Origin of the sequence: Amycolatopsis sp. NBRC 101858 (assembly GCF_030269325.1) — a bacterium.
Taxonomy (GTDB): domain Bacteria; phylum Actinomycetota; class Actinomycetes; order Mycobacteriales; family Pseudonocardiaceae; genus Amycolatopsis; species Amycolatopsis ponsaeliensis.
On record NZ_BSTD01000002.1, the window covers coordinates 1,883,476 to 1,897,229 of the forward strand.

The window sequence follows — 13,754 nt, forward strand, 5'->3', positions numbered from 1 at the left end:
GCACGGTCGCAAGGGCGATGGTCATCCCTACAGCCCGGGCCGGGCACACGGTCGCGGTCGGCGATATCGCCCCGGAGACCGCCCGACACGTCGCCGGCGACGACCTCCCTGCTCATGGCGACCATAGGTGGCGTCATCGCGGTGGCGCAGACGGCGAGGCCGGCCAGGGCTGCCCTGCATCGCGCCGCGCGATGCCAACGTCACGATTCTGACGGATTGTCGGATGTCAGCGGCCATACGCCGACCACCTCTGCCACCTGCGGCCCGGCGGGCGTCGGGTAGGTGATGCGGTCGCCGGCGCTGCGTCCGATCAGCGCCACACCGAGCGGGCTGTCGGCCGTGAGCACCTCACCGCCCGCGTCGCTCTCGGCCTCCTCGGGATAGCCGACCCGCAGATCCTCCTCGGTACCGTCCGGGTGGCGCACCCGCACCCGCGTGCCTCGGGACAGCCCGGCGTCCGACGGGTGGTGGAGCTCGCGCACGAGCTCGCCGATCCGGTTGTCGAGGCGGACCAGCTCGTCGCTCAGCTCCAGGGTCACAGCCTGGTCGGCTCGGTCGCCGGGACCGTCGTCTCCGGTCAGGCCGGCCCGCACTGCTCGCCGCCGGGCGCGGAGCACGTCGAGCTCCTCAGCGGGCCCGGCATCGCCGGTCATGGCCCGTTCCTCGTCAGCTCGGCACCCGCGATTTCGCGAACTGCTCCACGATGGCCGGACAGAAGGCGGGCAGGTCGGCCGGCGAGCGGCTGGTGGTGAACTGTCCGTCGACGACGACCTCCTCATCGACGGCCTCGGCACCCGCGTTGCGCAGGTCGGTCCACAGGCTGGGCCAGGACGTGAGCCGGTGGCCGCGGACGACGTCGGCCTCGATCAGCGTCCAGGGGCCGTGACAGATGGCCGCGACGGGCTTGCCGGTGGCGACGAACGACCGGATGAACCCGACGGCGTCGGAGTTGATCCGCAGCCCGTCGGGGTTGACGGTGCCGCCGGGCAGGAGCAGCGCGTCGTACTCGTCGACGGAGGCGTCGGTCACGAGCCGGTCGACGGAGAACGTCCCCGCGGACACCAGGTCGAACTGGCGGGCCTGGATCTCCCCGGGATGGATCGAGAGCAGGTCGCTGGACGCACCCGCTCCGTAGAGCGCCCCGCGTGGTTGTTCCAGCTCGACCCGCTCCACCCCGTCGGTGGCCAGGATCGCGATCCGCTTGCCCTCGAGTTCGTGTGCCATGTGTATCTCCCAGACGTCGTTGCACCGATGAGTCGGCGCTACTTTTCCCGCCCGTAGGGCCGAGCCGGAAGGGCCTGCCGGGGCGAAGTGGTCGGTACCGGCTCGGCCCGCCGTGCCGGATGCGGCGTCCGTTCGCCACCGCAGGCTGCCCCAACGTGCGGTGTTTGGTCCTCGCAGGTCCTCATCCGGCGCGCTCGCGGCGGACATGGTGTGGGCTACTACCCCGTGGAAGGAACTCTCATGACCATTGCCGTGACCGGCGCCGCCGGCGCCCTCGGACGCCTCGTCATCGATTCTCTGCTCACCACCCAGGAACCCCGTGACGTCGTCGCCATCGTCCGCGATGCCGACAAGGCCGCCGACCTCGCCGCCAGGGGTGTCGAGGTCCGGGTGGCCGAGTACGCCGACGCCGACGCGCTCGGCAAGGCGCTCGTCGGCCTCGACAAGGTGCTGCTGATCTCGTCCAGCGAGGTCGGCCGACGGTTCGCCCAGCACCGCAACGTCATCGACGCCGCCGCGTCCGCCGGCGTTCCCTACCTCGCCTACACCAGCATGACCAAGGCCACCGAGAGCAGCAGTCCGCTCGCCCCGGAGCACCGGCAGACCGAGGAGTACCTCGCGGCCAGTGGCCTCGCCCACACCGTGCTGCGCAACAACTGGTACCACGAGAACTACCTGGCCCAGCTGCCGGCGATCACCGAGTCCGGCGTACTCACTGCCGCAGCCGGCGAGGGCAAGGTCGCCGCCGCCGCGCGCAGGGACTTCGCCGACGGCGCCGCCACGGTGCTCACCACCGACGGGCACGAGCGCAAGGTCTACGAGTTCACCGGCGACACCGCGTTGTCGTACGCCGACATCGCCGACGCATTCGGGCAGGTCATCGGCCGCGCGGTCGCCTACCGGCCGGTCGCGGCGGCCGACCTGGTTGCCGCCATGGTGCAGGCCGGCGTCGACGAGGGGACCGCGGCCTTCGTCGCGGCGATCGACACCAGCATTGCCGAGGGGGCACTCGATCTCGTCGACCCGACCCTGGGCACCCTCATCGGCCGGCCCACCACATCGTTGGTCGAGGTCCTCAGAGCGGTCTGACGCGACGATCGGCGGTCACCACACGGCCTGGCCGGGGTTGGCCCCGGCGAACCAAGAGGACTCGCATCCGGTGAACAGCCTCTCAGGCCCGCCATGGCACCGACCCGACAGGCCGGTTGGAGAGGCAACGGATGGACCCATCGGGCCGAGGACGGCGGACGGCCTGCCGAGCAGTGTGCAAGGTATGGATATCGCGGTGATCGGAGCGGGCACCGTCGGACGGGCGCTGGCCTCGACGATGGTGCGTGCGGGGCATGCAGTGTGGGTCAGTGACGTCGACGGCGAGACGGCCAAGGCCACGGCCGACGCGACCGGCGCCACGACGGCCGGCTCGAACCGGAGCGCCGCGGATGCCGCGCGGGTGGTCGTGCTCGCCGTCTCCTTCGACGCGGTCGGTCCGGTCCTGGACGAGCTCGGCCGGGCCGTCGATGGCAAGATCGTCGTCGACGTCACCAATCGGATGGATCCGCAGCAGCTCGACGGGACGTCCAACGCCGAGGCCATCGCGGCCCTGGTGCCCGCGGCCCACGTGGTCAAGGCGTTCAACACCGTGCTGGCCGCGCGTCAGGCGGACCCGGTTGTCGACGGCGTGCAGCTCGACGGTTTCGTCGCCGGCGACGACGAGCAGGCCAAGCAGGCGATCCTGGACCTGGTCGCCTCGATGGGGTTCCGGCCGATCGACGCAGGCGGGCTGATCATGGCACGGGCACTGGAGGCGATGGCGATGCTGAACATCAGGCTCAACATCAGCAACGGATGGCCGTGGCAGGACGGCTGGAAGCTCGTCGGCCCGACCGGTTGACGGGGAGGGCGCCACGATGTGTATCGACCCGACACGGCGTCGCGGTGTCGCGGTACCCGACACTCCAGGGGAAGGCTGCCGGCCCGGGTCGGTCGTCGCGCGTCACGACGGTCAGGACGACCGCCACGACCGCGGTGACGACCAGCGTGACCGGGTGGCTGCGCTCGGGTCGATCCCTCCGACGCGCGATGCGGGGACGATCGGCGCGGAAGTCGGCCCCACGGGCCGGTTCGCCCGCACAGCAATGGCTCCACCGGGGCGAGGCGCCGCGGGCAGAGCCCGGGCACACTCGGTGCGATGACCGACGACCACGACCGGAAGGGCTCCCCGTGAGTACCGCGACGACCGTGTGCAGAGCGACGACCGTGACCGACGCGCCACCGGAGACCGAGCCGCTGCCCGACGTCGCCGCCGCCACCCGGGTCGGCGGCGACATCGTCGACGAGTGGGGGAAGCAGTCGTTCCCCGCGAGCGACCCACCGGCCAACTGGTGAGCCCACGACGGTCGGTCGCGCTCCCCTCGGGGGAGCTGGTGCCGGCGCTGGGGCAGGGCACGTGGGGCTGGGCGGAGCACCCCGACAGCCGTGCCGACGAGATGGCAGCGCTGCGCCTGGGCCTCGACCTCGGGATGACGCTCGTCGACACCGCGGAGATGTACGCCGACGGCGGGTCGGAGGAGCTGGTCGGCGAGGCGATCGCGGGGCGGCGCGACGAGGTGTTCCTCGTCGACAAGGTGTTGCCCGGCAACGCCGACCGGCAGGGCACCCTGGACGCCTGCCGGCGCAGCCTGGGCCGCCTGCGCACCGATCGGATTGACCTGTACCTGCTGCACTGGCGGGGGCGGGTGCCGCTCGGCGAGACGGTGGCGGCGTTCGACGAGCTGGTGCGCGGCGGCCAGATCCGGCACTGGGGCGTCAGCAACTTCGACACCCGTGATCTCGCCGATCTCGCCGCCGTCGCCGGTGGTGGCGACGTCGCGACCGACCAGATCCTCTACAACCTGCAGCGGCGCGGGCCTGAGTTCGACCTGATCCCGCACTGCCGGCAGCGTGGCCTGCCGGTGATGGCCTACTCGCCGGTGGAGCAGGGACGGCTGCTGGAGCACCCGGCCCTGGCGGAGGTGGCGAGCCGGCACGGGATCACCCCGGCCCGGGCGGCGTTGGCCTGGGTGCTGCGGTCCGACGGGATGATAGCGATCCCGCGGGCGGGGTCGCCCGAACACGTCCGGGACAACGCCGCAGCGCTCGAGGTCCAGCTCGATGCAGACGACGTCCGGCTGCTGGACCAGGCGTTCCCGCCGCCCCGGACCCGTCGGGCACTCGAGGTGCTCTGAACTCGCGAGCCAGTGGTGCTGATCGCGCTCGTGTCGAACGGGGTCGTGACGGATCGTGCGAGCCCGAGCACTCCGGCCCGACGAGCCGACCCGGCCGCTCAGCTGACGCCCGCGGGAGCCGGGTCCTCCACCTGCACCTCCAGCTCCCCGTGGGCGACATGCACCCGGACGTAGCGGCCGGGCGTCAGCTCGCCGACCAGCAGGAGAGCGGACAGGCGGTTGTCCACCTCGCGCTGGAGGCGCCGATCCCGTACACGCCGCTGCGGTACGCGGTCGAGGACATCGAGGTGGACGGCATGGTGATCCGCCCGGCGACGCGATCCTGGTCGGCTTCGGCGCCGCCGGGCGCGACCCCGCCCAGCACGGCGACACCGCCGACGAGTTCGACATCACCCGCGCGGCCGCACCGCACCTCACCTTCGGCTACAGCGTGCACCACTGCCCAGGCGCACCGCTGGCCCGCCTCGAAGCCGAGGTGGCGCTCCCGGCGCGCCTCGGCAAGTGGCGCTCGGCAGCGCAACGCGGGAACCGGCCGCACCACTGGCGGAGCTCGTCAGTGCGGGTGCCGTCTACACGACGCTGCTCGATTTGATCCCGCTCGGCCGGCTCCTGCCCACCGTCATGTGCCGACCGCATGGTTGTTCGAAACGAACGCGGGCGGTCCTCTCACCAATTCCACTGGGGCACAGCTGGGGCAAACCCCCTGCTACAACTGCACTCAACAACACATAGTTGCAAGCAATGGCGATCAGGCGCATCGTTTCACTAGGCGAATCTCCATCGCCGCAGGTCAGGGCCATGATCGACCCTCACTGGCAGTGAGGGGGTCACGGGCAGGCTCGCACACGGTGTCCTCCCACCTGATCGAGGCGGAACGTGATCGGGCGCAGGGACACGCTGGCGGACACCGACCTGCACGCGCTGAAAGTGCTCGTCCACCACGGCAAGGTCCGGATCGTCGACTGGGGCCTGGTCCCGGCACGGGCAGCCCCGCTAGTCCGTGCCGCAGCAGCGGCGGACGGCGTCTTCGGTCAGCGGGCCGTGCACGGGGTCCGAGACGACCGCGCGCAGTTCCGCGCTCCGGACCACGTCGAGTAGGTGCTCCGGGAACACCTCGGCACTCCACTGTGGTTCCCGGATCCCGAGAACCGCACCCGGTTTGCGCTGCAGGTGGTCGGCGACCGCCGGCCAACGGACCCGCAGAGCGGCCCACAGCGCGAGCAGCCCGGTCTCAGGTGTGTTGCCTTCGAGCGTCCGGACAGCGCGCAGAATGCTGTAGGTGTTGAGGAAGAGCTTGATCTCGCGGGGGTTGCCGCCAATCAGCGGGGCGAACTTCCGCAGCATGTGCTCGGTGTTCGCCTGCGTCTCCGGCGCGGCCACCGCGCGGACCGCGTCGACGGCCACAGCGTCGCGAACTTCCGGTTCGGTAACCGCGTTCAGCGCCGCCAGAATTCGGCCTTCGTCTCCGGCCGCGGCCTGGATCCTGTCCATGGCTTCGACGGCCGCGGCGGTCTTCCGCAGATCCTCTTCGCCGTCGGAGACGTCCAGGAGGTGCCCCAGCAACCGTTGCCGGGCCGTGTGGCCCAGCGCGGGCATCGGCACGGTCAGCTGGAACAGCTTGTCCATGAACTGGTAGCCCAGCGGGCCCGCCGCCTGCCGTCCGTCGCTGTCGAATTCTGCGTACGCCGTGGTGAAGCTCTGCCGGAGCCAGTATCCGTCGGCGCTCACCACGACGTAGGCCGCCCGCGACGTCCCGGCGGGGCCGTGGGCGTCCCGGAGCAGGGTCTGGACCGCTTCGAGGACCTCGACCACGTAGTCGTGCTTGCACCGGTCGAGGTCGTCAACCAACAGCACGACCGGCTTGCCTGTCTGCCGGAGCAGCCAGTCGAAGTGCTCGGCGACCCGACCCATCGGGTTCGCGCCGGTCTGCTCGAACAACCGGGCACCGCCGGCCGAGTCCCACAAGAGGACCCTGCCGGCTACCCGGACGCCGGGCCAGAGCACACCGACCGCCGCGATCGCCGCGAGTACCACCTTCAGCCACTCTGAACCAGGCTGTGGGGTACCGACGACCGCGCGGACGAGCAGGCCGATCCCGCCGGCGCACAGGACCAGCAGGATCGCCGACAGGACAAACGGAGCCCCGGAGCGGCGGGCCCGTGCGGCCAGCTCCTTGAGGTTGAGCCACCGCCGTGCCCACCAGCCCCGGTCCTGCACGATCGCGTTGCGGACCGCGGTCAGCAGCGCCCACCAGGGCGGCGACAGCCGGGACTGCTGCCAGGCGTCGAACGGGGTCACAAGCAGTCCCGCCCCGGTGAGCCGCCGGCCCAGCAGGCCCAGCAAGGTGCTCTTGCCGGCGCCCCACTCGCCGTCCACGTGCACGATCAACGACGTGTCGGGGTGCCGCAGCCGGGTTTCGGTGATCCGCGTCGCGAGTACTTCCGCCAGCGCGTCCCGCTTGAGCAGGTCGATCTCCGTCGGCGTGTCCGTGGTCCATTCGACATCGGACTTCTCCTGGACTCCGAACCGGCCGGCCGGCGGTTCGGTCACCGCTTCGAGCGCCGGCAAGGTGTCGCGGGCCACCTGGTCGACCAGGACGACACCGGCAGGCACACTCGCCGCCGTCGCCCGCCGGAAAGCCTCGTGGCAGAGCCTGATCACGGTGCGCACATTGCCGCTGGACAGTTCCACAAGATGGGATACAGCCTCTTCGGTGAACGGCTCGAGGCGGTAATGTCCTGTAGTCACCCCCTGCGATTGCTCGATGAGCGCCCGGACATCAGACACCCCGAATGGGGTCAGCACGATCACCTGGCCGATGCGCTGGCGTACGTCCGCACCGAGCTGGTCGAGTAGGTCCGGGACGCCCAGCAGGACGAGCATGACCCCGGACGCGGAAACCACTTCGAGCAGTGTCCGGAACGCGCTCAGCCGCAGTACTTCTACCTCGTCGAGCACGATGAGCAGTTTCCGGCGTAGCGCACCGTGCAATTGAGCGATCGACGCCATCGCCTCCAATGCGGCGACTTCCGAGTCGATTGCCCAGGTGATCCCCCGTTCGCGCAGGTGCTCGTCGGGCAGGTGACCGTTGAGCCAGTCCCATGCCGCGGTCCTCAGGTCCGCGCGCAGCAGAAGCATGAGCACACTGACAAGCGCGCGATCCGAAATGAATTCACGGAGTTTCCGCTCGAGGCTACTCGGCAGTTCCGGGGCGCTCGGCGACAGCGACTCAACGTCGGCGACGACGTCCGCCTGAAGCGCCGCGACGAGGTCGACGAACGTTTCGACGCCCAGTTCCTGCATAAGATGCAAGTACGTTTCCCGGAACGTGGTACTCGCCGCCAAGTACGAACTGGTGATGGGAAGGTGCGCTACTGACCGCACCAAGCTCACGGCCGTGTGGGTCTTCCCGGTGCCGTGTTCCCCGAGAACGACGACCGTGTTGCCCTGGCCCACGGATTCACGGATGTAAGCGTCGAGGCAGCCCCGGACCTGGCGAAACGGTTCCGTTTCAACCGTCGTTTCGACCGTGATTTCGCCCACGCCCATGGGCGTGGCGACCGCTATCGGAGAAAACGGGTTCCCAATCGGGGCGTTGTCGCGTTCGGCGCTCATGGTCTCCCGGGTGCGGGGGGCGGCGGATACGTCAACGGAAGTATGCCCGGCGTCCCCAGAAGAACAAAGGGGCTAGCCCGTCGTGCGGTGGGTGCGGTCGCCCAGGGCGTGGTCCGAAACCGCCGTGTCCAGGCGCTTCAGCAGCGGGATCGTCACCCAGTTGGTGCCGTCGAGGGGCCTTGCGGGCCTCCGAAGCCGTGGGCAACTGTGCACCTCGGCGCAGGTGCGCCACCGCTCGCTCCTCAAGTCCGGGCCGTCGTTGCAGCCTTCCGTCGCTGTGCAAGCCGGCCGTGTTACTCGTACAGGCAACCTCACGGCCTGTACGGCTGCTCCGCGCGGATGACATTCGCCAACGCCGTAACCAAAGTGCACGGCCCGGCGACTTCTTCCTCAGGCGTTTGAACATCAGCAGAGGAGCAGGAGTCGCATGCAGACGATCGCTGCTTTGATCTCCGTGCTCGCCGCGGCGATCGCGTTCGGCCAGGTACACCTCATGCGGAACTCAGCTCACGGCTCGCTGCTGAACGAGATGCTCCGGTGGCAGGGAGCACAAGATCTGCGCGACGACCGAGCCCGTATGTACGGGCTCGCGAGCAAGCCGTTCGAGTCGTGGAGCGCAGAGGAATACCGGTGCGTCGAGCGAGTCGCGACGGTTCTCGACCAGATCGGTTTCCTCGTGAAGCACCGCTACGTCACCATACGGGCGTTCCTGACCTGGCACAGCCAGGTCGTGCTCTGCTTCCAGATCGCGGACCCGTTGATCAGCTATCGGCGAAGCAGCGAGAACGTCCCGGAGCTCTTCCTGAACTTCGAATGGCTCGCCCGCCGATCTCTCAAGGCCACTCGCCAGCGAGCATGGTGGCACCAACGCAGCTGGCAACGCCTCCAAGCGCAGACACCGACGCTCACGACAACGTTCGATCTCACGGAAGTTTCCTCGACCCGGCGAACCGACAACCGGACCGCGGTCTTCAACGGCCCCAGTGTCGAGTAGCCGAGAGCGCGTGAACGAAGCGTTGCACGGGCGATGCGCGCGGCGATCTGGCCGAAGTACTAAAGCTTCGTCCGCAGCGGGTCTTCGACCGCATCCGGCAGGGAAGCCGGCTCGACACGGTCCGGGCGGCGGGCAGCGGCAATCGCGCACCCTACTGTGATCATCGCGCCCGCCACAGTGAGAACCCACGCCCAGGCGACACCCATGACAGTGGGCCGGCGGGCTGCTGCTGGCGGTGCTCGCCGCCGGGCTGTTCGCGACCGGCTGCGCGTTGAGGTCCGGCGACGGTCTGCAAACAGCAGCGAACGTCAGCTGGTGTCGGTCGCCTTCGCCGTGCCAACGCTGATCGGCCTGGCCGTTCACCTCAACTGCACCCGCATCACCGCAGCGTCGGGTACCAAACCATCCCGGCACCTGGTCGGGATCATCCCACCCCGCGCCCGCGGCTTCCAGGAACGCGCCCTGCTGGGCACGGTGACGACCACCCTCGACCGTGACCGCACCACCATGCTCGCCGGACGCGCCGGCTCGACCCTGCTCACCATCGGGATAGCGCTGTTTGCCGAGATTGGAGAGGGTCAGTCGCCGGTTTCCGGCCGACACCATCACCTTCTGCCCCAGCACATGCGGTGGCGGTGCAGGCGTTGCGGCTGTCTCTGCCGATGTGGCGGTGCCAGCTCATTCCGACGCCGCTGTCTGAGCGGGGGACGGCAGGACGCTCTCCATCACCTCCGGGACCGTCCTCCGGAGGTGACAGCGGAGACTTCGGCCCCTACAGCATCCGGTTAAACGTGCCCAGCTGGCCGTACTGACCGGCAGCTCAAACCCGAGCTTCTTCTGCCTGCCGTCCGACGGGAAGCAGGAAGATCCTTCTGGTCGCGCCGAGCTGCCCGAGACCGCGCGGCGGCCACCGAGCTGCTCAAATCGCTGGCGGCGTGGGCGTAGCTTCCGTCTTGTCGAAGCGCAGATTTCGCCATTCTCCTGGGAAGTCCGGGAAGTCGATCGGGTCACCAGAGCGATCGATCGTCCAACCGGGAGGCCAGCGGCTGGCATCGTTCGCAGGAACCAGCGCCACCGACGCCAGGAACCGGGCGGCTCCGCGGTAAAGATCGTTGTCGCCGTCATCGAACGACGCGTTCGCGAAGTTCACGGCCTGGAAAAGCAAGCGCTTCCGAACCAGGCCATCCCAAGTTTCGCCTCTTCGAAGGCGAGAGGACCGTCCGTTCTCACGCCTTCGAAGCGAAGGTACCGAAAGGAGGTGAGCCGGAAGTTGCCGCTCCCGAGAAACCACGTCTTGAAGAACCACGCAGCCGCGGCGAACACTGCGTTGGAGAATTCCGCCCGGCCGGTGAACTGCGCTCGGCTGAACGTGGCTTTGCCGTCGAACGCCGTGTTCGAGAAATCGGCGTCACCGATGAACGTCGCGTCGGCGAACTTGGCTTCACGCACCCGGCGGTCGTGGAAGTCGAAGTCGACGAGCGTGGCACCGGTAAGGTCCAGATCGATGTCCGCCCACCGCTTCTCGCTGTCCTCGGTGATCAAGTGGTCGGCCAGGATTCGCTGAGCCGCCAGCCGAACCTGCAGCTCCTGATGACGCGGATCGATGTCCTCGCCGGCCTTGCCCGGCCGCACCGAGGGCTCCCGGCGCACGGCCGCGTCGAAGGTCTCGGCCGGGCGAACCGGCGGCGTGAACGGCATCCGCAGATACGCGCAGAGGACGTTCACGATGGTCTGCCGCTGGCCGAGGTTGTTCTGCGCCAGGCGTTCCAGCGCGTACAGGCCGCCGAGCCGGACCGGCGCGCTCTGACCGAGCTGCTCGACGGCCTTGGTGTACTGCTCGGTGATCCGCCGGTCGATGACGTCGTCCCGGGCGTCCTGCGCGGTGCGTTCCGCCAGCCGGTGAACCTCGTACTTCTGGAGTACGTCGAGCTCGGTCGACCGTTGCCGCCGGACCGCCAGCCACAGCGCCACCACCCCGCCAAGACCGACGCCGAGCGTGCCGCCGGTCCGGATGGCGTCGAGCCTGTCGCCGTCGACCCGCATCCCCAGCAGCAGCCAGACCGCGGCAACCGCGACCACGATCATCATCGGCAGCCCGGCGGCGATCACCCACCGCGGGATCGGCGTCAACACCGGACGCCGCGGCGACCCGGGCTCAGTCGGTTCGATCACCTACAGGTGTCGCACCGGCGACCGGAAACGCAACACCCAGTGGCAGCAGTGCCAGCTCCGTTGCCGGGCGATGAACACCGCGTCGGCGTACCTCGCGGCCTGTCACCGCCGCGCTCCGACGAGCTGGCCTGGAAGTTGACGGGCCGGCCTTGCGTTGTCCGGACCAACAGTATCGTGTCGTGGACTGCGAAGTGTTCGCCGACGTGGTCGATCTCGTGCATCAAGTCTTCCCCGGCGAAGACGCCGCCAGCCTTATCGCTGCCCTTCAGCAGACTCGCGAACCGCCCGCCTGCGCAGGCCTGAGGTGCTTCCCGCCAGCTGAGTTCGAACGCCCGACGAAGGGGTTGTCATCTCGACCACCACGGAGCAAGCCGTCGGAGGTGAGCACGGACCGCGTCGATGTAGACGGTCTCGTGGTTGGTCAGCTCCCCGAGGTCGACGAGTGACGAAGGGATGTTCATCGCGCTGTCCGTGTTGTTCGCCGGCGCGTTCCACGCTTCGTGCATGGCCGTCCCGGCGGTCGCGCGAACCTGCTTGATCAGCTCCGCGAAGGCCTTTCCGACCTGTTCGGATTCGATGACGATCCAGGCCGCGTGATACGCGAGGTCCGCTTGCACCGAGCGCAGCGCCTCGGACAGCCTGACCCGTTCTTCGCCGGGTGCGTCGACGCGGCGGCGCCGGATGGCGTACGGGAACTCCTTATAAGACTGGTACGCCGCGAACGCTTCCGCGAAGGCCACCCGAAGCCGGTTGCGCTCCTCCTCCCGCGTTTTCCTCCGCGCGAGCCAGATCGTGATCGCCGCGGTGATCAGAGCCGCGAGGAAGGCGCCAGACACGACCGCGGCCACCAGCACGCTGGTGCCGCCGGCCGCGGAGGTTCCTCCGCTCGGTGCGGTCACCGTCGTGGTGGTCACGTCGACGGGGTTCGCCACGACGCCATTATCGGTCATGCGGCCTCGGTGCCGGTCTCGCCCGTTTCGCCGGTGGGAAGGTGCGCGGCCTCTTCGCCGGGCCATTCGCCGGTGCGCTGCCACCACCGCTCGCGCAGCAGATGGGCCACGACGTGCCCGAGCAGCGCCACGGGCCCGTCCTTGCGGGTCCAGCGTTGTTCGGCCGGATCGCCGGGATACCACATGCAGAGGGACCCGTCGGGGTACCGGTGCGGGGAGTCCGACGGCAGGTCGGTGTAGACGTGCGGGATGTTGGGGGCCGCGCGGCCGAAGACCACCGTCACCGCCTGGACGGGCAGGTCAGGGAGGTCGAGCCGGACGGCGATGGCGAAGCCGCCACGGTGACGTCGCGGCGGCCGCACCACGCGCACCCGCAAGTCGCACGCGGCGAGCCGGTGCTGGAACAGGAGCCGGGGCGCCGGCTTGGCGTACCAAGCCGGCGCCCGCCACGTTGGCGCGTTCCTCACTCCCGGGGCTCCGCAGCGCCGTACGCCCGGGTCGGCCGGATCAGGGTCGACGGGCCGCCGAGCCCGAGGGTGGCCGTCACCACCGGAATGTTCCGGCGCAAGACCGCGATCTTGCCCGCCAGACCGCTGGGCGACGGGTTCTCGACGTACTTGAAGAAGACCCCGGACAAAGCGGTGAGCACAGCCTCGCGGTCATCGTCGTGCGCTAAGGCTTCCGCAAGTCCGTCGGCGGCCGTCCGGAGCCGCTTGGCCGCGATGTCACGCGAGACCAGGAGCTTCACGTTGGGCGAGACGCCCGCCGGATCGGGCGTCGCGCGGCCGGCTTCGACCCGAGCCGCGGCGTTCATCAGCACCGCGCTCAACGCCGCCGCCATGCCCATCCCCGGCTCGACGAACTCCCAGGCCCAGACCGTGAGGTTGTGGGAGGAGAAGCCGGGCTGGTTGTACTGCTTGTTCCACGCCTTCAGCAGCCGGACGACGCGGCGGCGGGTCCGACGCAGCGACGGCATGCCGGCAGTGAACAGTTCGACGTGCCGTTCGGGGGGGTACCAACCTCCAGATCGCCCGCAGCTCGACCGGCCCGGTGGGCTTGGCCCGATCAGGGAAGGGCAGCAACCGACGTGTCGCGCTGGCGATCTGGGAGTGGACCAGCGACCTGCTCGCCCAGCAAGACGCCACCGAGCCCGACCTTGACCAGCACGGAGAGCCGGCGCCGTCGCCGGTCCAGACGAGCGAGCGGTCCTTCATCCGCGGCCCCGAAGGCACGCACACCGTCGCGACCACCATCGTCGCGATGATCGTCAACATCGCCCAGTGCGCGCCGCCGCGGACAGCGCTGGCAGGGCCAGGAACGACGCCACCGCGCCGCCGAGGTGTCCTACCCCGTCGCCGATCGCGGCGGCTGTGCCGCGGGCGTCGGGAAGCTCTCGGTCGTATGCGTGAACGCCGGGGCACCATGATGCCGATCGCGACGGTGAACACTGCCGCGCCCGAGCCGAGCACCAGCAGCAAGTAGGTGACCAGGGCCATGGCCGCCGCGAGCACGGAACTGGTCTCGGAAGTCTTTGGACTCGACGCGAAGTCCGTGCCCAAGGCCGAGACGGCGGTG

General features: G+C 69.5%; 14 protein-coding genes. 5 read left to right on the plus strand and 9 right to left on the minus strand.

The annotated features are described in order from the left end of the window. Positions 1 to 200: 200 nt before the first annotated feature. Entirely contained in the window at positions 201 to 653 is a 453-nt protein-coding gene (locus QSK39_RS21745; protein ID WP_285479601.1) for a GreA/GreB family elongation factor, read from the minus strand. Positions 654 to 666: 13 nt separating this feature from the next. Then, complete coding sequence (locus QSK39_RS21750) at positions 667 to 1,224, minus strand: type 1 glutamine amidotransferase domain-containing protein (protein ID WP_285479602.1); 558 nt, start codon at positions 1,222 to 1,224, stop codon at positions 667 to 669. A 240-nt stretch (positions 1,225 to 1,464) separates the two neighbouring features. On the opposite strand from QSK39_RS21750, the gene QSK39_RS21755 reads away from it, so the two are divergent. The 4 genes from QSK39_RS21755 to QSK39_RS21770 all read left to right on the plus strand — a co-directional run bounded on the left by QSK39_RS21755 (position 1,465) and on the right by QSK39_RS21770 (position 4,448). Next, entirely contained in the window at positions 1,465 to 2,313 is an 849-nt protein-coding gene (locus QSK39_RS21755; protein WP_285479603.1) for an SDR family oxidoreductase, read from the plus strand. A gap of 184 nt (positions 2,314 to 2,497) precedes the next feature. Continuing rightward, complete coding sequence (locus tag QSK39_RS21760) at positions 2,498 to 3,115, plus strand: NADPH-dependent F420 reductase (RefSeq protein WP_285479604.1); 618 nt, start codon at positions 2,498 to 2,500, stop codon at positions 3,113 to 3,115. Positions 3,116 to 3,480: 365 nt separating this feature from the next. Continuing rightward, positions 3,481 to 3,609: a hypothetical protein gene (locus QSK39_RS21765; RefSeq protein ID WP_285479605.1), complete on the plus strand. Its 129-nt coding sequence runs from the start codon at positions 3,481 to 3,483 to the stop codon at positions 3,607 to 3,609. Further along, positions 3,606 to 4,448 (plus strand): aldo/keto reductase, encoded by an 843-nt coding sequence (locus tag QSK39_RS21770; RefSeq protein WP_285479606.1) that lies wholly within the window; start codon positions 3,606 to 3,608, stop codon positions 4,446 to 4,448. Before QSK39_RS21765 ends, QSK39_RS21770 begins: the two co-directional genes overlap by 4 nt. A gap of 184 nt (positions 4,449 to 4,632) precedes the next feature. Here the strand turns inward: QSK39_RS21770 and QSK39_RS53055 are convergent, their stop codons facing one another. Both QSK39_RS53055 and QSK39_RS21780 read right to left on the minus strand, forming a co-directional pair. Continuing rightward, a complete protein-coding gene (locus tag QSK39_RS53055) occupies positions 4,633 to 4,887 on the minus strand; it encodes a hypothetical protein (RefSeq protein ID WP_353051064.1) in 255 nt (84 codons plus the stop codon). 554 nt (positions 4,888 to 5,441) lie between these two features. Then, positions 5,442 to 7,751, minus strand: a complete 2,310-nt coding sequence (locus QSK39_RS21780) for a P-loop NTPase fold protein (protein ID WP_285479607.1) — start codon at positions 7,749 to 7,751, stop codon at positions 5,442 to 5,444. A 739-nt stretch (positions 7,752 to 8,490) separates the two neighbouring features. On the opposite strand from QSK39_RS21780, the gene QSK39_RS21785 reads away from it, so the two are divergent. Continuing rightward, positions 8,491 to 9,057 (plus strand): DUF4760 domain-containing protein, encoded by a 567-nt coding sequence (locus QSK39_RS21785; RefSeq protein ID WP_285479608.1) that lies wholly within the window; start codon positions 8,491 to 8,493, stop codon positions 9,055 to 9,057. 919 nt (positions 9,058 to 9,976) lie between these two features. On the opposite strand, the gene QSK39_RS21790 is transcribed toward QSK39_RS21785, so the two are convergent. From QSK39_RS21790 to QSK39_RS21810, 5 genes are all read right to left on the minus strand, one after another. Further along, positions 9,977 to 10,207, minus strand: a complete 231-nt coding sequence (locus QSK39_RS21790) for a hypothetical protein (protein WP_285479609.1) — start codon at positions 10,205 to 10,207, stop codon at positions 9,977 to 9,979. After that, entirely contained in the window at positions 10,204 to 11,166 is a 963-nt protein-coding gene (locus tag QSK39_RS21795; protein ID WP_285479610.1) for a pentapeptide repeat-containing protein, read from the minus strand. Before QSK39_RS21795 ends, QSK39_RS21790 begins: the two co-directional genes overlap by 4 nt. A 410-nt stretch (positions 11,167 to 11,576) precedes the next feature. Further along, entirely contained in the window at positions 11,577 to 12,077 is a 501-nt protein-coding gene (locus QSK39_RS21800; protein ID WP_285479611.1) for a hypothetical protein, read from the minus strand. 98 nt (positions 12,078 to 12,175) lie between these two features. Continuing rightward, on the minus strand, positions 12,176 to 12,646 hold the full coding sequence (locus tag QSK39_RS21805; protein ID WP_285479612.1) for a type II CBASS E2 protein: 471 nt from the start codon (positions 12,644 to 12,646) through the stop codon (positions 12,176 to 12,178). Continuing rightward, positions 12,643 to 13,155: a hypothetical protein gene (locus QSK39_RS21810; protein ID WP_285479613.1), complete on the minus strand. Its 513-nt coding sequence runs from the start codon at positions 13,153 to 13,155 to the stop codon at positions 12,643 to 12,645. Before QSK39_RS21810 ends, QSK39_RS21805 begins: the two co-directional genes overlap by 4 nt. Between the last annotated feature and the right edge of the window lie 599 nt (positions 13,156 to 13,754).

What these genes read in the sequence shown, in the direction of transcription:
- QSK39_RS21750 (WP_285479602.1), bottom strand. Translation starts at nt 1,224, where the DNA reads ATGGCACACGAACTCGAGGGCAAGCGGATCGCGATCCTGGCCACCGAC.
- QSK39_RS21760 (WP_285479604.1), top strand. Translation starts at nt 2,498, where the DNA reads ATGGATATCGCGGTGATCGGAGCGGGCACCGTCGGACGGGCGCTGGCC.
- QSK39_RS21755 (WP_285479603.1), top strand. Translation starts at nt 1,465, where the DNA reads ATGACCATTGCCGTGACCGGCGCCGCCGGCGCCCTCGGACGCCTCGTC.
- QSK39_RS21745 (WP_285479601.1), bottom strand. Translation starts at nt 653, where the DNA reads ATGACCGGCGATGCCGGGCCCGCTGAGGAGCTCGACGTGCTCCGCGCC.
- QSK39_RS21810 (WP_285479613.1), bottom strand. Translation starts at nt 13,155, where the DNA reads ATGCCGTCGCTGCGTCGGACCCGCCGCCGCGTCGTCCGGCTGCTGAAG.
- QSK39_RS21785 (WP_285479608.1), top strand. Translation starts at nt 8,491, where the DNA reads ATGCAGACGATCGCTGCTTTGATCTCCGTGCTCGCCGCGGCGATCGCG.
- QSK39_RS21780 (WP_285479607.1), bottom strand. Translation starts at nt 7,751, where the DNA reads ATGCAGGAACTGGGCGTCGAAACGTTCGTCGACCTCGTCGCGGCGCTT.